This is a genomic window from Sphingopyxis sp. EG6, assembly GCF_003609815.1.
Lineage (GTDB): Bacteria > Pseudomonadota > Alphaproteobacteria > Sphingomonadales > Sphingomonadaceae > Sphingopyxis.
Map to the genome: position 1 here is coordinate 2,853,880 of NZ_AP017603.1, position 21,623 is coordinate 2,875,502.

General features: G+C 65.5%; 24 protein-coding genes. 15 read left to right on the forward strand and 9 right to left on the reverse strand.

Annotated features, from left to right (window positions below; genetic code table 11):
- Nucleotides 1-11 precede the first annotated feature (11 nt).
- On the reverse strand, nt 12-1,001 hold the full coding sequence (locus SPYCW_RS13800; protein ID WP_120217260.1) for a hypothetical protein: 990 nt from the start codon (nt 999-1,001) through the stop codon (nt 12-14).
- An 82-nt stretch (nt 1,002-1,083) separates the two neighbouring features.
- Between SPYCW_RS13800 and SPYCW_RS13805 the strand changes: the two genes are divergently transcribed.
- The 8 genes from SPYCW_RS13805 to SPYCW_RS13840 all read left to right on the forward strand — a co-directional run bounded on the left by SPYCW_RS13805 (nt 1,084) and on the right by SPYCW_RS13840 (nt 7,147).
- Complete coding sequence (locus SPYCW_RS13805) at nt 1,084-1,515, forward strand: MerC domain-containing protein (protein WP_232014720.1); 432 nt, start codon at nt 1,084-1,086, stop codon at nt 1,513-1,515.
- 123 nt (nt 1,516-1,638) lie between these two features.
- Nucleotides 1,639-2,103, forward strand: coding sequence for a Fur family transcriptional regulator (locus SPYCW_RS13810; protein ID WP_120218314.1), 465 nt, complete (start codon nt 1,639-1,641; stop codon nt 2,101-2,103).
- A gap of 34 nt (nt 2,104-2,137) precedes the next feature.
- Nucleotides 2,138-2,908: a hypothetical protein gene (locus tag SPYCW_RS13815; protein WP_120217262.1), complete on the forward strand. Its 771-nt coding sequence runs from the start codon at nt 2,138-2,140 to the stop codon at nt 2,906-2,908.
- Between the two features lie 70 nt (nt 2,909-2,978).
- Nucleotides 2,979-4,502: a fumarate hydratase gene (locus SPYCW_RS13820; protein WP_120217263.1), complete on the forward strand. Its 1,524-nt coding sequence runs from the start codon at nt 2,979-2,981 to the stop codon at nt 4,500-4,502.
- 90 nt (nt 4,503-4,592) lie between these two features.
- Complete coding sequence (locus SPYCW_RS13825; RefSeq protein ID WP_120217264.1) at nt 4,593-4,844, forward strand: type II toxin-antitoxin system HicA family toxin; 252 nt, start codon at nt 4,593-4,595, stop codon at nt 4,842-4,844.
- The gene (locus SPYCW_RS13830; protein WP_120217265.1) at nt 4,841-5,071 is read left to right on the forward strand and encodes a type II toxin-antitoxin system HicB family antitoxin; all 231 of its coding nucleotides are present in this window, start codon (nt 4,841-4,843) and stop codon (nt 5,069-5,071) included. Before SPYCW_RS13825 ends, SPYCW_RS13830 begins: the two co-directional genes overlap by 4 nt.
- Before the next feature lie 85 nt (nt 5,072-5,156).
- On the forward strand, nt 5,157-6,692 hold the full coding sequence (locus SPYCW_RS13835) for a M20/M25/M40 family metallo-hydrolase (RefSeq protein WP_120217266.1): 1,536 nt from the start codon (nt 5,157-5,159) through the stop codon (nt 6,690-6,692).
- Nucleotides 6,689-7,147: a VOC family protein gene (locus SPYCW_RS13840; RefSeq protein WP_120217267.1), complete on the forward strand. Its 459-nt coding sequence runs from the start codon at nt 6,689-6,691 to the stop codon at nt 7,145-7,147. The genes SPYCW_RS13835 and SPYCW_RS13840 overlap by 4 nt, the downstream gene beginning before the upstream one ends.
- Here SPYCW_RS13840 and SPYCW_RS13845 read toward each other — a convergent pair.
- Nucleotides 7,144-8,319: a DUF481 domain-containing protein gene (locus SPYCW_RS13845; protein ID WP_232014721.1), complete on the reverse strand. Its 1,176-nt coding sequence runs from the start codon at nt 8,317-8,319 to the stop codon at nt 7,144-7,146. The genes SPYCW_RS13840 and SPYCW_RS13845 overlap by 4 nt on opposite strands.
- Before the next feature lie 99 nt (nt 8,320-8,418).
- On the opposite strand from SPYCW_RS13845, the gene SPYCW_RS13850 reads away from it, so the two are divergent.
- Complete coding sequence (locus SPYCW_RS13850; protein WP_120217268.1) at nt 8,419-8,694, forward strand: hypothetical protein; 276 nt, start codon at nt 8,419-8,421, stop codon at nt 8,692-8,694.
- A 51-nt stretch (nt 8,695-8,745) separates the two neighbouring features.
- Here the strand turns inward: SPYCW_RS13850 and SPYCW_RS13855 are convergent, their stop codons facing one another.
- Nucleotides 8,746-9,348 carry a YqgE/AlgH family protein gene (locus SPYCW_RS13855; protein WP_443029444.1) on the reverse strand — a complete coding sequence of 201 codons (603 nt, stop codon included), beginning with the start codon at nt 9,346-9,348 and terminating at the stop codon, nt 8,746-8,748.
- Between the two features lie 266 nt (nt 9,349-9,614).
- Between SPYCW_RS13855 and SPYCW_RS13860 the strand changes: the two genes are divergently transcribed.
- Complete coding sequence (locus tag SPYCW_RS13860; protein WP_120218317.1) at nt 9,615-10,097, forward strand: peroxiredoxin; 483 nt, start codon at nt 9,615-9,617, stop codon at nt 10,095-10,097.
- Nucleotides 10,098-10,287: 190 nt separating this feature from the next.
- Nucleotides 10,288-11,769 carry an AMP nucleosidase gene (locus SPYCW_RS13865; RefSeq protein WP_120217269.1) on the forward strand — a complete coding sequence of 494 codons (1,482 nt, stop codon included), beginning with the start codon at nt 10,288-10,290 and terminating at the stop codon, nt 11,767-11,769.
- A 234-nt stretch (nt 11,770-12,003) separates the two neighbouring features.
- On the opposite strand, the gene SPYCW_RS13870 is transcribed toward SPYCW_RS13865, so the two are convergent.
- Nucleotides 12,004-12,813 carry a hypothetical protein gene (locus tag SPYCW_RS13870; protein ID WP_120217270.1) on the reverse strand — a complete coding sequence of 270 codons (810 nt, stop codon included), beginning with the start codon at nt 12,811-12,813 and terminating at the stop codon, nt 12,004-12,006.
- 117 nt (nt 12,814-12,930) lie between these two features.
- Complete coding sequence (locus tag SPYCW_RS13875) at nt 12,931-13,413, reverse strand: SRPBCC family protein (protein ID WP_120217271.1); 483 nt, start codon at nt 13,411-13,413, stop codon at nt 12,931-12,933.
- 48 nt (nt 13,414-13,461) lie between these two features.
- Between SPYCW_RS13875 and SPYCW_RS13880 the strand changes: the two genes are divergently transcribed.
- Nucleotides 13,462-13,824, forward strand: coding sequence for an ArsR/SmtB family transcription factor (locus SPYCW_RS13880; protein WP_120217272.1), 363 nt, complete (start codon nt 13,462-13,464; stop codon nt 13,822-13,824).
- Here SPYCW_RS13880 and SPYCW_RS13885 read toward each other — a convergent pair.
- From SPYCW_RS13885 to SPYCW_RS13900, 4 genes are all read right to left on the reverse strand, one after another.
- Entirely contained in the window at nt 13,803-14,639 is an 837-nt protein-coding gene (locus SPYCW_RS13885; protein WP_120217273.1) for an arylamine N-acetyltransferase family protein, read from the reverse strand. The two genes, SPYCW_RS13880 and SPYCW_RS13885, sit on opposite strands and share 22 nt — an antisense overlap.
- Nucleotides 14,636-16,483 carry a M2 family metallopeptidase gene (locus SPYCW_RS13890; protein WP_120217274.1) on the reverse strand — a complete coding sequence of 616 codons (1,848 nt, stop codon included), beginning with the start codon at nt 16,481-16,483 and terminating at the stop codon, nt 14,636-14,638. The genes SPYCW_RS13885 and SPYCW_RS13890 overlap by 4 nt, the downstream gene beginning before the upstream one ends.
- A gap of 74 nt (nt 16,484-16,557) precedes the next feature.
- On the reverse strand, nt 16,558-17,322 hold the full coding sequence (locus SPYCW_RS13895; protein WP_120217275.1) for an alpha/beta fold hydrolase: 765 nt from the start codon (nt 17,320-17,322) through the stop codon (nt 16,558-16,560).
- 42 nt (nt 17,323-17,364) lie between these two features.
- Nucleotides 17,365-18,012, reverse strand: a complete 648-nt coding sequence (locus SPYCW_RS13900; protein ID WP_120218318.1) for a 2-hydroxychromene-2-carboxylate isomerase — start codon at nt 18,010-18,012, stop codon at nt 17,365-17,367.
- Between the two features lie 147 nt (nt 18,013-18,159).
- Here SPYCW_RS13900 and SPYCW_RS13905 point away from each other — a divergent pair, with 147 nt between their 5' ends.
- The 3 genes from SPYCW_RS13905 to SPYCW_RS13915 all read left to right on the forward strand — a co-directional run bounded on the left by SPYCW_RS13905 (nt 18,160) and on the right by SPYCW_RS13915 (nt 21,589).
- Nucleotides 18,160-18,606, forward strand: coding sequence for a MarR family winged helix-turn-helix transcriptional regulator (locus tag SPYCW_RS13905; RefSeq protein WP_120217276.1), 447 nt, complete (start codon nt 18,160-18,162; stop codon nt 18,604-18,606).
- Nucleotides 18,606-19,721 (forward strand): HlyD family secretion protein, encoded by a 1,116-nt coding sequence (locus SPYCW_RS13910; RefSeq protein WP_120217277.1) that lies wholly within the window; start codon nt 18,606-18,608, stop codon nt 19,719-19,721. The genes SPYCW_RS13905 and SPYCW_RS13910 overlap by 1 nt, the downstream gene beginning before the upstream one ends.
- Before the next feature lie 278 nt (nt 19,722-19,999).
- Nucleotides 20,000-21,589: an MDR family MFS transporter gene (locus SPYCW_RS13915; protein WP_120217278.1), complete on the forward strand. Its 1,590-nt coding sequence runs from the start codon at nt 20,000-20,002 to the stop codon at nt 21,587-21,589.
- The last annotated feature ends 34 nt before the right edge of the window (nt 21,590-21,623 follow it).

Here is a 21,623-nt window from a genome sequence, read left to right on the forward strand (position 1 = left end):
CGCCCGCCGGGTCAGCGCGCCCGCGCTGTCGCCCGCACCTCCCCCGCCGCGCACCAGCGCAATGTCTCTTCGCCGAATTCGGGATCCCCGACCGCAATCCGCTCGGCGCCGAGCACCCGCAGCGTCTCGCCCGTCGCAGCATCCGTAACCCAAGTCGCACCGCGCCGTTTGATGCCCGCAATGGGGATCATGCGGTTAGGATTGAACGGCTGGGCGTCGATCCAGCCTGCCCGTTTGCCATCGACATAGAAGATCAGTTCCGTCTTGGATGCACATGCCGCCGCAACGGGGACATAATGGCCCGGCCGGATATTGAACGGCGGTATGGGCGCGGGCATCGCCGACGCGACCACCGCAGCGGGCGCCGCACCGCCGCCGGCAAGTTGCGGTCTCGTCGACCGGATCGCGGCCTGCATCGGTTTCGGCAGTTGTCCGAACTCGCATTTTGAATAGGGCGTATCGGTCACATCGATCCCGCCGCTTACATTGCGGAAACTCACGTCGCGTAGGGTCATTTTCCCCGGCGTCCCCGCCCTGACGGCTAGGCTGCCATACAGGCCGCTATCCTCGGCGGTCCAGGCCAGCGTAAAGCCACGATAGTGACGGCTTGTCTCGGCATATTCACGACCGCCCGGTGGCGGGCCAACGCGCTGGATCGCGTTCACCTGCGCGTTGGCGGCGTATCCCGGTCCCCCTTGGTTCACCCGGCCGAAATTCGCGCCGTCATAGAAAAAGACGCTGCTCGCCTTTGCGCATCCCTCAAAATCATCTGCATAAAGACCCTGCGCAATCGGCAGATCTTGCGCGGCAAGGGCTGGCGAGGCTGTCGCCGTCGCCAGCAAGACCAGGCCGACTGCCGCGAACGGATATTTGATTAGCAAAATACTCTCCCCCGACAGATTGCTAAGCCATATTAATTGCATAGCTTTGCGCAGCCGCGCCAGATATTTCTTGCCGATCGCGCTCGTCCGAAGCAGCAGCCCGAAAAGCGGCGTTGCCATGGAAAAAGCGCACAATGAGACATTGTAACCTTTGTCATGTTATGCCATATCCAGCATCGCAATTGCCCCAATGGAGAATCGGGTGACCCAAGTCGCCAGCCCTGCCCCTGTCCTGACGCGCCTCGGCGCGATCGTTCGGGCTGCGCGCGATGCACGTCCGTTGACGTCACTATCGGGCGACCAGCTGGCGATGGGCTTGTCGGGACTGTGCCTTGTTCATTGCCTGGCCAGCACCGTCCTGTTCGCTTCGATCGCCTCGGTCGGGGTCGCGTTCGACAATCATCTGTTCCACGAAATCGGGCTGATCATCGCGATCGGCTTTGCGCTGATCACCCTCGTCTCGGGTGTGCTCAGCCACGGCTATATGATGCCGTTTGCGGTCGGCAGCTTCGGGCTGGGCATGATGGCGGGCGCCCTGTCGCGGCCGCATGACGGCAGCGAAGTGCTCGCGACGATGATCGGCGTTGCTGTCGTCGCACTGGGCCACGACCTCAACCGCCGCGCGCGACACTGATAACGCAACGCCCGCGACCTTGGCGCCGGAATGGACCGGTCCGCAACTTGCGGACCCCCCTCAAACAGCCTACATTCTTTCGACGAGTTGGCGCGAACCAGCGCGCAGCACAAGGAAGCGCCCATGGGCAAGCATGATCATCCGCACGTCGAGGCCAGCGGAGCCTCGCTCGCCAAAGCGGCGCAGACCGCGCTCGAGGGCGCGGGCGAAGCATGGACCGACATGCGTGCGCAGATTTTCGAAGCCGTCGCCGCGATCGGCAAGCCCGCCAGCGCTTATGAAATCGCCGACATCGTGTCGCAGAAGCGCGGCAAGCGGGTAGCGCCGAACAGCGTCTATCGCATCCTCGACCTGTTCGTCGCGAACAACCTGGTCCGCCGCGTCGAGAGCGCCAACGCCTTTGTCGCGAACAGCCACCCCGGCTGCCTGCACGACTGCATCTTTCTGATCTGCGACGAATGCGGGACCGCGGTCCATGTCGATGACGACAAGCTTTCGACCGGGGTTCGCGCCGCCGCCAACGCCACCGGCTTTGCCGCCGAGCGCCCGGTGATCGAAGTGCGCGGCAAATGCGCCGAGTGCCAATAAGGTGAGCCGCCGCGCTCCGCCGGACATCTGAACGATGGTCGGGGGGCTTCAGCAATGGATCGAGGCACAGCGCGAGCGCCCGCCCGCACCGACGCGCGTGTGGCTGTGGACGCTGGCGTTCGGCATCGCGGTGCTGCTGTTCGGCCTCCAGCTGACGCAGGTCTTTCCGCAAAGCGGCCACGACATCGCCCCCGGCTATGGCCCGCCCGTTCTCGCTTTCGAATTCGCCGCAAGCCAGGCCGACCTCGAGGCGATCTTTGGCTTTTTCACCGACCCGCAGCAGGTGACGCGCCTCGCCGCGATGCGCGCGGGGAATGAGCAGGATTATGTATATATGCTGCTCTACGCGGGTTTTCTGACCAGCGGCTGTGTGGCACTGTGGCGCGAACTGCGCCTCCGCCCCCTCCTAGCTTCGGCGGCGCTCCCGATCGCCGCGGCGCTGTGCGATGCCTGGGAAAACTGGCTGCTCTTCGACATCCAGGCTGCCTTCACCCTCGGCGACTATTCGCCCGCCATGGCGAGCCTGCCCTACCCCGTCGCAGCGAAATTCCTGCTGCTCGCGGCAACGAACGTCGTCATTGGCGCCGCCGCGACGCAGCTCGGCCGCTGGTGGGCCTTGTTCGGCACCGTCGCGATCCTCGCCGCGATCCCGACCGTGATGGCGATCATCACCCCCGCCGCTTTCGCCTGGGCGCTGGTCCCCTCGGCGGCGGCGGGCTGGTTGCTGCTACTCGCGCTGGCTGCGGTCGGCAGCTGGCAGGCGCTCGCCCGAAAGCGCCCGCTCGTCGATCCGGGCCGCGCCTGACCCCTTCCCACTCCGCGCGGCGGGGTCTAGGGATTCCCGCGAATCCCGCGAACAGGGCGAAAGGCTGCATATGAACACCGTCATCATCCGCGAAGACGACCTCGTCGAAACCATCGCCGACGCGCTCCAGTATATCAGCTATTTCCACCCAATGGACTATATCCGCGCACTGGCGGCCGCCTATGAACGCGAAGTGTCGCCCGCGGCCAAGGACGCGATGGCGCAGATATTGTCGAACAGCCGCATGTGCGCCGAGGGGCATCGGCCGATTTGCCAGGACACCGGCATCGTCACCGTCTTCATCAAATGGGGCATGGACTGCCGCCTCGACAGCCCGCGCAGCCTTCAGCAAGTTGTCGATGAGGGTGTGCGCCGCGCCTATCTCCACCCCGAGAACAAGCTCCGCGCCTCGATCCTCGCCGACCCCGCGTTCAGCCGCGTCAACACCAAGGACAACACGCCCTCGGTACTCAATGTCGAGATGGTCCCCGGCAACAAGGTCGTGATCGACGTCGCCGCGAAGGGCGGCGGCAGCGAGAACAAGTCCAAGTTCAAGATGATGAACCCGTCGGACTCGATCGTCGACTGGGTGCTCGAAATGGTGCCGCAAATGGGCGCCGGCTGGTGCCCGCCCGGCATGCTCGGCATCGGCATCGGCGGCACCGCCGAAAAGGCGATGCTGCTCGCCAAACAATCGCTGATGGACCCGATCGACATGACCGAACTGCTCGCGCGCGGGCCGAGCAATCCGACCGAGGAACTGCGCATCGAACTCTATGAAAAGGTCAATGCGCTCGGCATCGGTGCGCAGGGGCTCGGCGGGCTCGCCACCGTGCTCGACGTCAAGATCGCCGACTGGCCGACGCACGCCGCGTCGAAGCCCGTCGCGATGATCCCCAATTGCGCCGCAACGCGCCACGCGCATGTGACGCTCGACGGCAGCGGCCCGGCCTTCCTCGAACCGCCGGTGCTCGCCGACTATCCGCAAATCGACTGGGCACCCGACAAGGCGGCGATCCGCGTCGACCTCGACAAACTCACTCCTGAAGTCGTCGCGAGCTGGAAGCAGGGCGACCGCCTGCTGCTCAACGGCAAGATGCTCACCGGCCGCGACGCCGCGCACAAACGCATCGCCGACATGCTCGCCAAGGGCGAGCCGCTCCCCGTCGAATTCAAGGGCCGCGTCATCTATTATGTCGGCCCGGTCGATCCGGTGGGCGAGGAAATCGTCGGCCCCGCGGGTCCGACGACCGCGACGCGCATGGACAAGTTCATGGACATGATGCTGGAGCAAGGCCTGCTCGCCTGCGTCGGCAAGGCCGAACGCGGCCCCGCCGCGACGCAATCGATCGCCAAGCACAAGAGCGCCTATCTGATGGCGGTCGGCGGCGCGGCCTATCTCGTCGCGCGCGCGATCAAGGGCAGCAAGGTGGTGGGCTTCGCCGATCTCGGCATGGAAGCAATCTACGAGTTCGAGGTCAGCGACTTCCCGGTGACCGTCGCGGTCGACAGCGAAGGCCAGAACGTCCACGTCAACGCGCCGAAGCTGTGGCAGCAGCGGATCAGGGACGAAGGGTTGCTGGCGGGGGTGTGAGCCCCGGCGACCGGAGGATTACAAATATTTAATTTCGAGCGCCATTGCCTCGTCATTTACGAGTGAAGCTCCTCAGACGGAGCATCACTCGTGACCGGCATTGCCAAACTTTACACCCGAATCCGCCTGAATGGCCGCGCCAATTTCAAGGATTTGTGCCGCGTCGCTGAAGCCTTCGGTTTCGAGCTCAAGCGCACCAATGGCAGCCACCACATCTTCCAGCATCCCGATGTACCGGGCAATCTCAACCTTCAGCCAAGCGGCAAGGACGCCAAGCCCTATCAAATCCGGCAACTGCTTGATATGATCGACAGCAACGGACTGGATTTTATCGAGCGATGAACATTCATTATCACATCAATCTGTTCTGGTCGGCCGAAGACGATTGCTGGATCGCCGATGTGCCCGATCTCAAACATTGCAGTGCGCATGGCGCCTCCGCCGAGGAGGCCGCGCGCGAGATCGAAATCGCGATGCGGCTGTGGCTGGATGTTGCCGCCGAACGCGGTGAAGCGCCGCCCGAGCCGCGCTACCGACCCGCCATTTATGCGGTTCGCAACGCGGCTTGACCACCGGGCCGCGTGAGCGAGCCTTGCCTTCGACGCATAATCCGCCAACATTCCCCGCGACACAGACACCGCAGGGGGACAAGCCATGGATTTCCGCAACACCGACCGACCGAACCGCCGTGACCTGATTCGCGGCGCCGCCATGCTCGGCGCGGGCGCTGCGGTCATGGCGCCCTTCCCCGCCCTCGCCGCGAGCAGCCAGAGCGCCGCGATCCGTAAGGCCGCCGAAGCGGGCAAGGACGCGTCGATCAAGCGCATCCGCGACTGGATCGCGCTCCCCTCGATCGCCGCCGAGAATCGCAACATGGCCGAGGGTGCGGCCTATATGGCCGAACTCGCGCGCGACGCGGGCTTCACCAATGTCGAGATCGTGCCGACCGACGGCCACCCCGGCGTGTTCGGCACGATCGACGTCGGCGCGCCGCGCACGGTCGGCATCTATTTCATGTACGACGTCAAACAATATGATCCCGCCGAATGGTCGTCGCCGCCGCTCGAGGGTCGCATGGTCGAGCGCCCCGGTTTCGGTCAGGCGATCATGGGCCGCGGCGCGGTGAACCAGAAGGGGCCGGAAGCGGCCTTTCTCGCCGCGCTCCACGCGATCCGCGCCGCCAAAGCCAAACTGCCGGTCAACATCGTCCTCGTGTGCGAGGGCGAAGAGGAGATCGGCTCGCCGCATTTCCGCCAGATCGCGACCAAGCCCAACATCCTCGCCGCGCTCAAAAAATGCGAAGGCATCTTCATCCCCTTCGCCTCGCAGGGCCAGAATGGCAATGTCACGGTCAACCTCGGTTCAAAGGGCATCATCGAGCTCGAACTGGTCGCGAGCGGCGAGAAATGGGGTCGCGGGCCAAAGGGCGACATTCACTCCAGCCTGAAGGCGATGGTCGACTCGCCCGCGTGGCGGCTGGTGCAGGCGCTCCAGACATTGGTGACCCCCGACGGCAACAAGCCCGCCATCGGGGGCTGGTTTGAAAATGTCCGCCCGCTCACCGACCGCGAAAAGAGCCTGATCCGCGAAGCCGCCAAGGCAGGCGACGAGGCGCAGCAAAAGGCCGCGCTCGGCGTCACCCACTGGATCGACAATCTGTCCTATGACGACGCGCTGATCCGCCTCGCGCAGGAACCGACGGTCAATATCGAGGGGCTTGTCGCGGGCTATACCGGCCCCGGCGGCAAGACGATCCTGCCCGGCCGCGCGGTTGCCAAGCTCGACCTGCGCCTCGTCCCCAACCAGACCCGCGCCGAGGCGGAGCAGAAGCTGCGCGCGCATCTCGACAAACATGGTTTCAAGGATGTCGAGGTCAATGTGTCGGGCGGCTATGACCCGACCGAGGTCGCCGAGGACAGCCGCCTGATCCGCACCGCGCTCGCCACCTATAAACAGATGGGGGTCGCGACGAACCTCAACGCGCGGCTCGCGGGCAGCTGGCCCGGCGCGACCTTCACCGCGCCGCCGGTGTCGATCCCGGCGGGGCATTTCGGCACCGGCCACGGGTCGGGCGCGCACGCCCCCGACGAATATTATCTGATCGATTCGACCAATCCCAAGGTCGCCGGGCTGGTCGATGCGACGATGGGCTTCGCCGAATTTCTCTACACGCTCGCCGCGATCAAATGAGCGGCGACCTCAACGGGGTCGCCCACGTCATCCTGACTGCAGGCCACTTCGCGCGTTCGACGGCGTTCTGGCGCGACCTCATCCGCTATCTCGATCTCAAGATCGTGCTCGACAGCGACGCGATGCTCTATGGCGTCGGCGGCCGTACCGCGATCGGCATCCGCACCCCCAGCCCCGAAAACGTTGGCAAGCGCTTCGACCAGGGCGCGCCGGGGCTGCACCATGCCTGCTTCCGGATGCGCGACCGCGCCGCGGTCGATGGCGTGCATGGCTTTCTGGCCGGACGCGACGACATTGCGATCGTCCACGCCCCACAGGAAGAGCCGTGGGCGCCCGGCTATTATTCGGTGCTGTTCGAGGATCCCGACGGTATCCGTATCGAATTCAACCATGTCCCCGGCGCCGGCTTGCTCGCCGATGGACGCGAAATCGGCGGCGCCGAAATCTTCGACTAAAAGCCGTAGACCAGGGTGAAGCGCGTCTGGGTGTCGACACTTTCGATGCCGGGCGGCGGGCTGGTGTCGATCTGCGCCGAATAGGCGAAGCGCGCCGACAGCGCGCCGGTGAGCTTGGCGTTGAGCGCGGTCAGCGAGCTGGTCGACATGTTCGCCTCGCCGATGATCGTCGATGCTACCTGCGTCAGCCGTAACGTCGGTGAAATCTGCCAGCCGAAATCCAGGCCCGCAAGCGCGGTCAGTTCGGTATCCTCGCCGCCGCGGACAAAATCAGTCTGACGAAAGGCAGGACCGCCCTTCAGGCTGAGCGTGGTCTTCTTGTTGTCGAGCAGCTTGTATCCGAAGCCACCCGACAGATTCCAGCGCGTGTCATACCCCAGGATGCGATCATGTTCCCAGCGCGCGAGCCCATAAGCGAAGGTGCGGTCGTTGATCCGGTATTGCGGCTCCAGCTCGGCAACATAGCGTTCGACCGAGGTGCGGCCGTTGGTGCGCTGGTAATCGGCCTGCGCACGCAGCTTGTGGGTCCAGTCGATCCCCTGCCGCGCCAGCGCGATCCCGGCGCTCAGCCCCGCCGACTTGGTGTTGCCACTACTCTGCGACGCACCGATCTGCCCTTCGCCCTTCCAGTTTTGCCAGAAACGCGCGGCCGCCAGTCTGGCGCGCGCTGCCGCCGCCGCCTCGTCTTTCAATCGCTGGCGTTCGGCGCGATAGGCGGCCAGCCGCGCCTCGATTTCGTCCGCATCGTCCGGTCGCGTATTCTTCGCCAGCTGCCCGACCGCCTCGACATCGGCATCGCGGCCGCTCGCCATCGCCGCGGCCAGGATTTCACCGATCGGATCGGGCGGCGGCGGATTGCCGCTGCGATAAAAAGCCAGCAGCGCATCAATCTCGCCGACATTGGCAGGATGGGTCTGCCGCGCAAAGCGCGCGACCGCTTCGACCGCCTGCGTCTCGCCGCTGGCAAAGGCAGCGTCGATCATCGCGCGCACCGCGTCGGGCAGCGGCGGGTCGAGCGGGACCAGCGCGGTCGGGATCGGGTTGGCGAGTACCGGATCGGCCAGCGCCGGATTGGGCTGCGGCGGGTTTGCCGGTTCCTGCGCCGCGGACGCGGTCGAAGCGGCGAGGGCGAACGACAGGCAAAGCACGGCCGGACGGGGGAGAGCGATCACCGATGACGTCCTTCTCGGGGGAACGAAAGCGCGGGCGAAGCGCCGCTATAACCCGAAAGAGGCTGGCATTTCCACCCCGCCTCCCCCATTTGCGAACCTATGGTTATAGCCCTCATCGCTATTTTCTGTGCCGGTATCGCCAATTTCGCGATGCACCGTGCCTTCATGGAAAGCGACGATCCGCTGATCCAGCAAATGGTCAAGCCGCTCGCCCACAAGGCGGGGCCGCACATCACCTATATCTTCGAATTCCTGCTGCTCGTCGGCGCGATGGCGATTGCGACCCGCGCCTGGTTTACCGCGCTGATGCTCTATGGGCTCTACACGATTTTCAACGCGATGGCGTTCAGCTGGATCATGCAGCGGCGCGATTGAAGCGCGGCGGTTGGCATGCAAGCGCCGCGTTCGGCGCGGCGCCGATGACGACTATGCCCGGCCGCCTTCAGTTGTCAGCAACCGAGCGTCCACGCCCGCTTCGGCAAACGCCGCCTGCCACCGCTGGGCGGGCGGTGTATCGAACAACAGTGCGTCGCTGCCGGGGGTGACGTGCCAACCGTGACGCACCATCTCGCCCTCCAACTGCCCCGCCGACCATCCGGCATAGCCCAGCGCGACCAGCCATTGGGCAGGACCGCGCCCCGCGCCGATCGCGCGCAAGATGTCGTGCGAGCTCGACACCATCCAGCGATCGCTGACCTGCACCCCTTCCTGCCCGCCCCAATCGCGGCTGTGCAGCACAAAGCCGCGCGATGGTTCGACGGGGCCGCCCAGAAACACCGGCTGGTCGAGCGGATCGTCGTGCGCGATGTCCAGCTGATCGAGCACCGCGCCGACCGTCATCCCCGAAATCGGATCGGAAATGCCGATCCCCATCGCGCCCTCGTCGTCATGGCTGATCATCGCAATCACCGAATGTTCGAAACGGGGATCGCCGATGCCGGGCAGCGCAAGCAGCAGCTGGCCGGTGAACCAAATGGGGTCTGTGTCCATCGCGCCATCATGGCGCGGCGGGGCCGGGTGGTCCAGCATCTTTGGTTCTGGGACTGGTTTGGGGTGGGGAGCGGGCGTTCAAACAAACCGTCGCCCCCGCAAAGGCGGGAGCCGCTACCTGCATTGTCCTTCATCGCTGCGTAAACCGACAGCGGCCCCCGCCTTCGCGGGGGCGACGACAGGCTTCGCTCACAACCGGCAGTCGCCAAAATCCGCTGCCCGCTCGCTCACCAACCTTGACTCCCGCGCCGCCCGACCCAATGTCTCGCCGACCAGAAATCCCCTCAACGAAAAGGATGCCGACCATGACGATCCAGCCCGGCGACAAGCTGCCCGACGCCACCTTTGTAAAGGTCACCGAAAACGGCCCCGAGCAGGTCAGCACCGCCGATTATTTCAAGGGCCGCAAGGTCGCGCTGTTTTCGGTTCCGGGTGCCTTCACCCCGACCTGCTCGGCCAAGCATCTGCCGGGCTTCGTCGACAAGGCCGACGAACTGAAGGAAAAGGGCGTCGATGAAATCGTCTGCACCGCGGTCAACGATGCGTTCGTGATGGGCGCGTGGGGCAAGAGCGCCGGAGCCGGCGATGCGGTCACCATGCTGTCCGACGGCAATGGCGATTTCGCCGAAGCGGTCGGCCTGACCATGGACGGCAAGGCGTTCGGCATGGGCAAGCGCGGCCAGCGTTTCTCGATGATCGTCAACGACGGCGTCGTCGAACAGCTCAACGTCGAAGCGCCCGGCGAATTCAAGGTTTCGAGCGCGGATCATATGCTCGAACAGCTGTAAAAACTTGCTCCTCCCTGTCGCGCAGCGATGGGGAGGTGGCAGCGCGAAGCGCTGACGGAGGGGCTTTGGCGCGACCGCCGCGGCCCCTCCACCACGCCCTCCGGGCGCGGTCCCCCTCCCCATCGCTGCGCGACAGGGAGGAGTCTTGCCCCCCTTCCCTTTTGTCACAATTTCGTGCAACAGCGTCGCGATGACGTCCAACGCATCGCACGAAACCACCGATCCCACCGCCCTCGTCGACGGCATCATCGCCGAACTGCAGGACCGGTTCCGTACCTCGGTCACCAACCTCAAATCCGCCATCGCCGCCTATGTCCGCGATCGCACCCTGCCGCCGGCCGATGCCGCGGCGACTGGGCTGTTCGACTATCCGGCAATCCGCCTGACCACCACCGGCGAACAGCGCGAAGGGCAGAAAGGGCATAATCTCGCCTTCGGCCAGTTCGAGCGCGCGGGCGAATTTGTCACCACCGTCACCCGCCCCGACCTGTTCGCCGACTATCTGCGCGACCAGCTCGGCCTGCTCGCGCGTCATTATGACATCACGCTCGAAGTTACGCGCACCGGGCAGCAGATCCCCTTTCCCTATGTGCTCGACGCCAGCGACGGGTCGGACATGGGCGGGGTCACCCCGCTCGAACTCGCGCGCCACTTCCCCACCACCGAGCTTGCCGACATCGGCGACGAGCTCGCCGACGGCCTGTTCGGCGCCGATCCCGCGAAGTCGCAGCCGCTGGCGCTGTTCGACGCGCTGCGCACCGACTTCAGCCTCGCGCGCCTCCGCCACTACACCGGCACCGCGCCCGAACATTTCCAGCGCTATATCCTGTTCACCAACTATCACCGCTATGTCGACGAGTTCGTCGCCTGGGCGGGATCGCAGGTCGGGCAGGGCCGCTACACGGCGCTCGCGGGTGCGGCGGGACTCTATGTCGACCAGCCCGGCGTCAACGCCAGTGCGCTCGTCGCCGACAGCGCGTGGCGGCGGCACCAGATGCCCGCCTATCACCTCATCGCTCCCGATGGCGGCGGCATCACCCTCGTCAACATCGGCGTCGGGCCGTCGAACGCGAAAACGATCTGCGATCATCTCGCGGTGCTCCGCCCCGAGGCGTGGCTGATGATCGGCCATTGCGGCGGGCTACGCCCCAGCCAGCGCATCGGCGATTATGTGCTCGCCCATGCGTATCTGCGCGACGACCATATCCTCGACAGCGTCCTGCCCCCCGAAATCCCGATCCCGCCGATCGCCGAAGTGCAGGTCGCGCTCGCCAGCGCCGCCGAAGCGGTGTCGGGCGCCACGGGCGCCGACCTCAAGAAACGGATGCGCACCGGCACCGTCGTCACCACCGACGACCGCAACTGGGAACTGCGCTACACCGACAGCGCGCTGCGCTTTTCGCAGTCGCGCGCGATCGGCATCGACATGGAATCGGCGACGATCGCCGCGCAGGGCTACCGCTTCCGCGTCCCCTACGGCACGCTGCTCTGCGTCAGCGACAAGCCGCTCCACGGTGAACTCAAGCTGCCCGGACAGGCGAACCGCTTTTATGAAGAAGCGATCGCCGCGCATCTTCAGATCGGCATCCGCGCGTGCGAAACGATGCGCGACGAAGGCGCCAAGCTCCACAGCCGCAAATTGCGCGCGTTCAACGAGCCGCCGTTTCGGTAAAGCGGTCGCTGCCAACACGACGGCCTTCTGTACGAACGCTGGCGACCGAAACCCGATCTCATCACAATCGTCATCCCGGCGAAGGCCGGGATCTCGCCGGTGCGTTAGTGCTGGAGGGAGAGATCCCGGCCTTCGCCGGGATGACGGAAATTGGAAGTTGCGGCTTGCATAACGCCAAAGGCTAACAAGCCCCTCCTCTTCAGAGGAAGAGGTAGGCGCGTCGCTCCGATCCGTTTACTTCACCGGACGGCAATCCTTCAGCCACACCGACGACAGCCCGTAATCCAGCTGGTCGAACGTGCCCGTCAGCTCGACATGCTTGTCGGGCTTCAGCTGCAAGGCATAGACCCCCTGCCCCTTCGCGAGCACGCAATTGACCGAAAGGCCTGCTGATGCCCGGCCGGGAACCAGATCGGTCAACACATTGGAAAGCAGCTTCCATTCGACACGGTAGCTGTCGCCAATCGGCCCGACATAGGCGACCGGTCCGTAAAGGGTGAATTGCCGTCCCTCATAACGCTTCTGCACCGCCGCATTATTCTTGTCCGCCTGCCCGGTGATGTCCTGCGAGAATCGCAAGACGCTCATGCGGACCGGGGCGCCGGGCGCACTGGTTGCGCCCAGCCCCTTCGCCGCGAGCGCCTCGCCCGCCTTGCCGCCTTTGAGCTGGGCCAGGATGCCGCACATTTCGGCCTTGGCCGCGGCATCGGGGATACCCATTCCGGCGCGCAGCTTTGCCTCCATGCGCACCGTCCCCGCGCCGTCAGCGGCAATCTCGATCGGGAACGGGCGCGACTTGCCGGTGGGCGGCGGTTCGACCAGCATCGCGCCGCCGTCGGGCTCGACCGCCAGGATCGCATAGCCTTTTGCCGCGACGATGCCGTTGAGCTGCCCGATCGCGCTCCGCATGCTCATGTTCGGCACGGTCGTCGTCGCAATAAAGCGCAGACCGGTCACCGGATTGCCCTTTTTGACAAAAGTGTCGTCGCAGGTCGCGGCCTGCGCGGTACCGGCGCTCAGTAACAGGCCCGCGGCCGTCAGCATGACACGCTTCACTCGATTGCCTTTCCTTGCATCAAAGGCAAATAGTATCGCCGCGCCGGTGCGTCCGCGCCACCGCAAAAATGTACCGGGTATCTCGCCGCCGGATCGCCGCGATATTCAGCGATACATGCCCTCGCGCAGGTTGATGCCATGCTCGAGCCAAGCCTTGAGCGCGCACAGCATCTGCGACCACCCCTGGCAATTGCCATAGCTCGCGCCCAGCGCGCCCTGATTTTCGCGCCAGCCCTCCTCGGCGATCTCGACCAGCGTGCGGCCATCGTCGAGCGCCTTGAAGCTCATCGTCACGCGGGTGCGATAGTCGGCATCCTTGGGCTCGCTGCCTTCGATATTGTGCGCTTCACCCTCGCTCGCCTGCCATTCGAGCACGATCTTTTCGTCTGCCACGACCTCGATGACATAGACGGGGAAGGCGCCCGGGAAATCGGCAAAATCCCATGTCACCATCGCGCCGGTTTCCAGCCGCCCCTGGGCGCCGCCGGTGGTGAAATATTCGGACAGCTGCGCCGGGTCGGCGACCGCCTCGAACACCTCGTGCACTGGCTTCGCGATCCGCGCCGCAACCCGGAATTTCAGTTCCATTATCATACTCCGCTTGAGTCGCCTCTCTTTATGTTATATTTATATAACATGTCAATTCCCGACCAGTTCGACGCGACCTTCAAGGCGCTCGCCTCGCCGATCCGGCGGCAGATATTGGACGATCTGAAGGATCAGCCGCTGACCACGGGGGTCTTGTGCAGCCATTTCGCCGACATCGACCGCTGCACGGTGATGCAGCATCTGAGAGTGCTCGAAGAGGCAGGTCTAGTGATCGCCGAGCGCCGCGGCCGCGAGCGGTGGAACCACCTCAACGCAATGCCGATCCAGGACATCCACGACCGATGGATCGGCCCGCACGCCGCCGCGGCGAGCACCCGGCTTGCGCGGTTCAAGCAGACGGTCGAAGCGAAAACCGCGATGGAGGCGGATCAGCCGACGCCGAACAGCTGATCATGGCGATCGGCGGCGCGGCGCCACAGCCGCTCGACCTCGGGCACTTCCATCCCGAAAATATCCTGCCCCACCGCCGCCATTTCGTCGGCCGATTCGAGCAGGCGTTTCGTCTTGCCTTGTGGCGTCAGCCGGGTCAGCACCCGGCCGCGCAGCGTCCAATGCGTGTCGCCGCGGCGTACCTGTATCACCAGATTCTGGACGAACGGCGACCAGTCTTCGCGCGCGAGCGCCGATCGCATCGCGTCCAATATGCCTTCGTCCGCCGCGCCGGTGGTGAAGTCGAAGCCGAAGGAGGCGCCTTCGCCAACCACTTCATCGAAGGTCCAGCGGTTGTCACCGACATGCGCCAGATGGATCGCATAGGGGCCATCGACGCCTGTCCCCGGTTCAATCGCGACCGGCGCCGTGATCGAGCCGCCAAAGCCAACATCGACCAGATAGGGGCGGTCGAGATCGACGCGCAGGCACAGGTGATTGCCCCGCCGTTCGATCGCATCGCCGCCGCGCCGCACGTCGCCGCTCAGCCGGGTAACGGCATAGCCGAGGTCAGCCAGCAGCACGCCGAAGAGCGTGTTGACTTCATAGCACCAGCCGCCGCGCCCCCGGCGCACCACCTTGTCAAAAATGTCATCGACCGCGACCAGCGGATCCTGCCCGAGCTGCACATCGAGATTTTCGAACGGCACATGGTGCAGATGCGCGCGCATCAGCGCGCCGAGCGCCGCGAGATCAGCGCGCGCGGGGGTCGCGGCGCCGATCCGGCGAAGATAGCCTTCGCGATCGAACCCGGCGGGCGTCGGCGATCCGCTCACCACCCGGTCGGCTTGCCCTTATTCTGCTCGTCGAGCCACGCTTTGAGCGGCGCGAAATAATCGGCCATCGCCTTGCCTGACATCTCGCGGGTCCCGGTGAAGGCTTCGAGCGCGTCGGGCCAGGGTTTCGACGCCCCCATTTCGAGCATCGCACTGAGCTTCGCGCCGACCTCCTTGTTGCCATAGAAGGAGCAGCGGTGGAGCGGCCCGGTCCAGCCCGCCTGCTTGCACGCGGCTTCGTAGAACTGGAACTGCAGGATGCGGGCGAGGAAATAGCGCGTGTAAGGCGTGTTGCCGGGAATGTGGAACTTCGCACCCGCGTCGAACGCGTTCGCCGGCCGCTCGCCCGGCGGCACGATACCCTGATATTGGGTGCGCAGCTGCGTCCACGCCTTGTTGTAATCGGCGGGCTTGATCGTGCCGTCGAACACACCCCAGCGCCAGCGGTCGACGAGCAGGCCGAACGGCAGGAACGCGACCTTGTCCATCGCCTGCCGCAGCAAGAGGCCGATGTCCTTGTCGGCGCTCGGCACCTTCGCCGTGTCGAGCAGGCCGATGTCGACCAAATATTGCGGAGTGATCGACAGCGCGACGAAATCGCCGATTGCCTCGTGGAAGCCGTCATTGGCGCCGTTCAGATACAGGAACGGCTGCTTGTTATAGGCGCGCTGGTAATAATTATGGCCGAGCTCGTGGTGGATGGTGACGAAGTCGTCGGCATTCACCTTGATGCACATCTTGATGCGGATATCGTCCTTGTTGTCGACATCCCACGCCGACGCGTGGCAGACGACTTCGCGGTCTGCGGGCTTGGTGAACATGCTGCGCTTCCAGAAGGTTTCGGGCAGCGGTGCCATCCCCAGCGACGAATAGAAATTCTCGCCAATCTTGACCATGTCGAGCGGCGACTTGCCCTGCGCGGTCAGCAGTTCGCCGACGTCATAGCCAAGATCACCCGACCCCGCAGGCGCAACGAGCGGGTAGATATTGCCCCACTCCTGCGCCCACATATTGCCGAGCAGGTCGGCGCGGATCGGGCCGGTCTTGGGCTGGACCGCGTCGCCATATTTTTCGTTCAGTTTCCAGCGCGTGTAGGTGTGGAGCGCCATGTAGAGCGGCTTGACTTCCTGCCATAGGCGCTCGGTCGTCTTGGCGAAATCCTCGGGCGACATATCGTAACCCGAGCGCCACATCGCGCCGGTGTTGGCGAAGCCCAGTTCCTCTGCGCCCTCGTTGGCGATGCCGACCAGGCGGGCGTAGTCGTCCTTCATCGGCGCGCCGACATTGTCGTGCCAGCTCGTCCACATCTCGGCGAGTTCGGCGGGGGTCCGCTCGAGATTGCCCATCTCGGCCTCGATGTCCGAACCCGAGACTTCCTTGCCGCCGAGCGTGCCGCGGCCCTTGCCATATTGCGATTGCAGGTCGGTCGCGATCTGGTTGAGTTCGGTCGCCGCACCGGGCTTGGTCGGCGCGGGAAGGACGAGGCCGGTGCGCAATATGTCGAGCTTGCGCTTCGTGTCGGCGCTCAGCCCCGCCACATCCTTGTATTTGGCGGCCTCGAGGGCGTATTTGACCGCCTTCTCGGTCCCGACCGCGTTGATCCGCGACGCCATCGCGTCGGTGTCTTCGGTCAGATAGGTGCTGTTGACCCAGTTCACCTGGCTCGCCTCGACCGTATAGTCGAACAAATCCTTTTCGGCGGCGGCGATGAAGGCGTCGGCGTCGGCGGCGGTGGGTTTCGCGGTTTTGGCGGCGGCGGGTGCGGGCTTTTGGTCCGCTGCGACGGCGGGGCCGGCAACGGCGAGCGACAGGGCAAGCGAAAGGCTTGAAATCATGGCTTTCATGGGGCGCGTCCTCTGGATGTTATCGAGCGCTCTCTGGCGCAATGGCAACAGCTAGGCGCTTGGGACGAGTCCGGTCAAGCGGTCAGGAAGGCCGCGATCGCCTCGCCGAGTTCGGGCTGCGTCACGCTCGACATATGCGTTCCCGGAATCGTCGCAAGCCGTGCGTCGGCGAGCGCGGCGACGAGTTCGGATGCCGAGCCATTGTCCTGATCGTCGGCGCCGCACACGACGAGCGTCGGCATCGTGATCGCCGCGAGCATCTCCGGGCTTGTGTCGGTGAAGCTGTCGAGGAGGTGGCCCGCGGCGATGCGGTCGACCCGCATGGTTTTCATGAACTGGATCGACAGCCAGGTGTCGTCGCCGCGTTTCGCGGTTTCATATTCGGCGATGACACGTTTGAAGAAACGCCCGCGCCGCTGCCAGCCTGCGAGCCCCGCAAGGCCCATGCCACCGAGGATCAAGCGCCCGGGCCGCATGCCCGCAACGACGGCGCGCGCGCTGGTCCGTGCACCCAGCGAGAAGCCGCCGAGGTCGAAGTCGGCGAGGCCCAGCTGCGCCACAAGATCCTCCAGGTCGCGCACCAGCACGTCGGGCGGATAAAATTCTTCCTCGTGCGGCGCGTCGCTCGATCCGTGGACGCGCAGGTCGGGCATGATGACTCGGTAGCCTTCGGCCGCGATCCGTGCGGCGGTGCCGAACTTGAACCAGTTGATCTCGCCGCTCGAAAACAGGCCGTGGAGCAGGATCAGCGGCCTGCCGCCCCCCGCCTCCGGCCCGATCTCGCGCCAAGCCAGCCGCACGCCGTCGCGCGCTTCGAAAAATTTGGGGTCGATCATCATGCCCCGGCTATGCCCGCGCGGCGGCTGGTTGAGCAAGGGCGTTCAGCGCGGGCGCAGCCCCTTTTGCTCCATCCGCCACTTCGCCATTTCGATGCGATCCTGCCCGAAAAAGGGCTCGCCCTCGAAAACCAGCGTCGGAACGCCCCAATGGCCGGCGATCTCGAGCGCCACCTGATTCGCGGCAATCTCATTGTCGAGCAGCTGCGCGTCCTTCTCCGCCTCGGCGTCGAGTTCGGCGAGGTCGAGACCTGCGCACTGCGCCGCTCCCGCCAGATGGTCGCCGAGATGCCAGTCCTGCGCGCCGCCCCAGATCAGCTGCGCCGCCTCATGCGCAAACGCCAGGCTCTTGCCGCGGCGCGACGCCGCCTGGCCGAGCCGGGTGAGGCGATAAATATAGGGTTGGTCGGCGGCGATTTCGCGCGTCATCACATTCTGGACGATCGGGTCGGGGCGCGGCGGGCCGAAGGGGATGCCGTGGAACTGCGCGACGCGGATCATGTCGCGCATCGTGTAGCTCAGCCAATTGGGGTGGTTGCGCTCGAAAAAGTCGGGCTGGCGGATCGCGAGCGGATAGACGGGACGCAGGTTGATCGACAGGTCGTGGCTGGCGGCGAGCGCGCGGTAGCGGCCGATGGCGAGGTAGGAATAGGGCGAGCGGAACGACCAGAAGAGGTCTGCGGTCAGGGTCATCGCGCCATCCTGCGGAAATGACGCCATTTTGCAAGCATTGTCGGGGAAATTTACACCAAGGTGGATCGATTTCGCGGAAGGTTGCGAAAGTGCCGCACAGCGTGGGGGTCCTTGCAGTTAGTAGCAATTGCTATTATATCGCATGCCATGAGTGACACGATCGGATTCCTGCTGAACGACACCGCGCGGCTGTTCCGCCGCGCCTTCAACGCCCGCACCCGCGACAGCGGGATCACCGCGCTGCAATGGCGGCTGCTGATCTACCTGCGCCGCCATGAGGGCATCCGGCAGGGGCCGCTCGCCGAGCTGATCGAGGTCGAACCGATCACGCTGTCGCGGATGATCGACCGGCTGGAGGAAGCCGGACTGGTCGAACGCCGCGCCGACCTGAGCGATCGCCGCGCTTGGCTGCTCTATCTGGCGCCGGGCGCCGAAGAGCTGCTGACCGCGATGCGCGCCACCACCGATGCGCTGAACGCCGAAGCGACCGAGGGGCTGACCGCCGCGGAGCGCGAGCAGCTCGCGGCGCTGGTCGAGCGGGTGCGTGCCAATTTGTCGCGCCGCGAATGCCTGAAAGAAGAGGAGGCCGCCTGATGGACCAGCTGTCGCCCGCGCGCCCTGCCGCCGATGACACCAAACCCGCGCCGCAGGCCGACCCGGTGCCGCCTCCCACCGCCGCCGCGCCCGCCCCCAAGGACGCGCCGAAGTGGCGCACCCGCTTGTTGATGTTCGGCCTGCCGGCCTTGCTGATCGCCGGGGGCGCTGGCTGGTGGCTGACCAGCGGCGGTTCGGTGTCGACCGACAACGCCTATGTCCAGATGGACAAGGTATCGGTCGCCGCCGAAGTGGGCGGACGGATCACCGAAGTGGCCGTGCGCGACGGGCAGCAGGTCGCGGCGGGGCAATTGCTGTTCCGCATCGACGGCGAGCCCTATGCGTTGAGCGTCGCGCAAGCCAATGCCGCGATCGATGCCGCGCAAGTCGACGTCGGCAATCTGGCGGCGAGCGCCCGCACGTCGAGCGTCGATATTGCCGCGGCGCGTGAGGATGTCGCCTTTGCCGAGGTCAATTTCCAGCGGCAGGCGGCACTGATGGAGAAGGGCTTCACCACCCGCGCCGCCTATGACGCGTCGCGTCACGCGGTCGCGCAGGCGCGCGAGCGGGTGCGGCAGGCCGAAGCCGCCGCCGCCGAGGCGCGCACCAAGCTGGCCGCAGGTCCCACGAGCGGGGTCAATCCGCAGATCGAAGCGGCGCGCGTGCAGCGCTCGCAGGCGGAGGTCAACCTCGCCCGCACCACCGTCCGCGCACCAAGCGCCGGGCGCGTCGCGCAAGCGGACCGGTTGCAGATCGGCCAGATGATGGTCGCAGGGCTGCCCGCGGTCACGCTGGTCGACACGGCACACCCGTGGGTCGAGGCGAATTTCAAGGAAACCGACCTCGCCAATATGCGCGTCGGCCAGCGCGCCGAAGTGAGCTTCGACGCCTATCCGGGGCTGAAGGTGCGCGGCCATGTGCTGACGATCGGCGCGGGAACGGGCAGCGAATTTTCGGTGCTGCCGGCGCAGAATGCGACGGGCAACTGGGTCAAGGTGACGCAGCGGGTGCCGGTGCGGATCGCCTTCGACGAAAAGCCGTCGCGCGAGATGATCGCCGGGCTGTCGGCGGAGGTGCGGGTGTTTACCGGCGGTGGTGCTGTGGCGGGGAAGTAGGGGTGGCCGTCTACCTTCGGAAATCCTCAAAACCCGTTCGTTCTGAGCTTGTCGAAGCACCGTTCTTCTCTTCAACGTCGAAAGAAAGAACGGCCATTCGACAAGCTCAGGGCGGACGGTATTGGTTTGACCGATCCTCCCTGTGGCGAAGCCATGGGGAGGTGGCAGCGCGGAGCGCTGACGGAGGGGCTTTGGCGCGCCGTCGCCGCCCCTCCACCACCCGCTTCGCGGGCGGTCCCCCTCCCCACGCCTTCGGCGCAGGGAGGATCTGAGTAGCCATGGCCTCGAGCTCGCTCCCCCGTCGTCCCGCCGCGACCGCGCTGCCCGCCGACGACAGCGTCCCGTTGCACGAGCGCGTCCGGCACCGCGCGCTGTTGACCGTCGCGGTGATGGGCGCGTCGATCATGCAGATCCTCGACACGACGATCGCCAATGTCGCGATCCCGCACATGCAATCGGCGCTGGGCGCGACGAGCGAGACGGTGACGTGGGTGCTGACCAGCTATATTTTGGCGAGCGCGGTCGCGATGCCGATCACCGGCTGGCTGGCCGACCGCATCGGGCGGCGCGAATTGTTCCTGATCGCGATTTTCGGGTTCATCGTCGCGTCGATGGCGTGCGGCGCCGCGCAGTCGCTGGAACAGATGGTCGCCTTTCGCTTTTTGCAGGGGGTGTTCGCCGCCTTTATCGGGCCGCTGTCGCAGGCAGTGATGCTCGACATCAACCCGCCCGAACGCCATGCGCGCGCGATGTCGATCTGGGGCATGGGGATCATGATCGGGCCGATCCTGGGGCCGGTGCTGGGCGGCTGGCTGACCGAGCAGGCGAGCTGGCGCTGGGTATTTTACGTCAACCTGCCGTTCGGGGTGCTGACGCTGGCGCTGATGTGGGCGCTGCTGCCCGCGACGCGCAAGACCGACCGGCGGTTCGACCTCTTCGGTTTTTCGATGCTGGCGCTGGGGCTGGCGGCGCTGCAATTGATGCTCGACCGCGGCGCCCACGCCGACTGGTTCGAAAGCGCCGAAATCTGGATCGAATGCGGCGTCGCGATCGCGTGCCTGTGGATGTTCGTCGTCCATATGGTCACCGCGCGCGCGCCCTTGTTCAGCCGCGCGATGCTGACCGACCGCAATCTGGTCACCGCGATGGGGTTCATGGTCGTCGTCGGGGTGGTGATGTTTGCGTCGATGGCGCTGTTGCCGCCGATGCTCCAGAATCTGTTCGGATGGCCGGTGATCGACACCGGGCTGGCGCTGGCGGTGCGCGGGATCGGCATCCTGATGAGCATGGCGGTGGCGGGGCGCCTGCTGGGCAAGATCGATCCGCGCTGGCTGGTCGGCACCGGCCTCTCCATCGCCGCCTTTTCGCTGTGGCAGATGAGCCACTGGTCGCTGGACATGGGGATGCAGCCGGTGATCGTCAGCGGGCTGATCCAGGGGCTGGGCATGGGGCTGATCTTCATCCCGCTCAACACGATGGCGTTCGCGACGATCGCGCCGCAGTTCCGCACCGACGGGTCGAGCCTGCTCAACCTGTTCCGCAGCCTGGGCGCGTCGATCGGCATTTCGATCGTCACGACATTGCTGGCGTCGAACACCCAGACGAGCCACGCCGACCTGGCGGCGCACGTGACGAGCAGTTCGGTCAGCGTCATCGACCCGTCGACCGCCGACCGCTTCGGCATCGCGGGCGAAACCGCGCTGGCGCTGGTCAATGCCGAAATCACGCGGCAGGCGGCGATGGTCGCCTATATCGACGATTTCTGGGCGATGATGTGGATGACGCTGGCGGCGGTGCCGCTGGTGCTGTTGCTGCGCCCGCCGGGGGCGGGGGCGCCGAAGGCGTCGGCGGCGGATATGGGGCATTAGGGATTGGGTGGTTTTTCGGGGCGTTGGGGGCGTT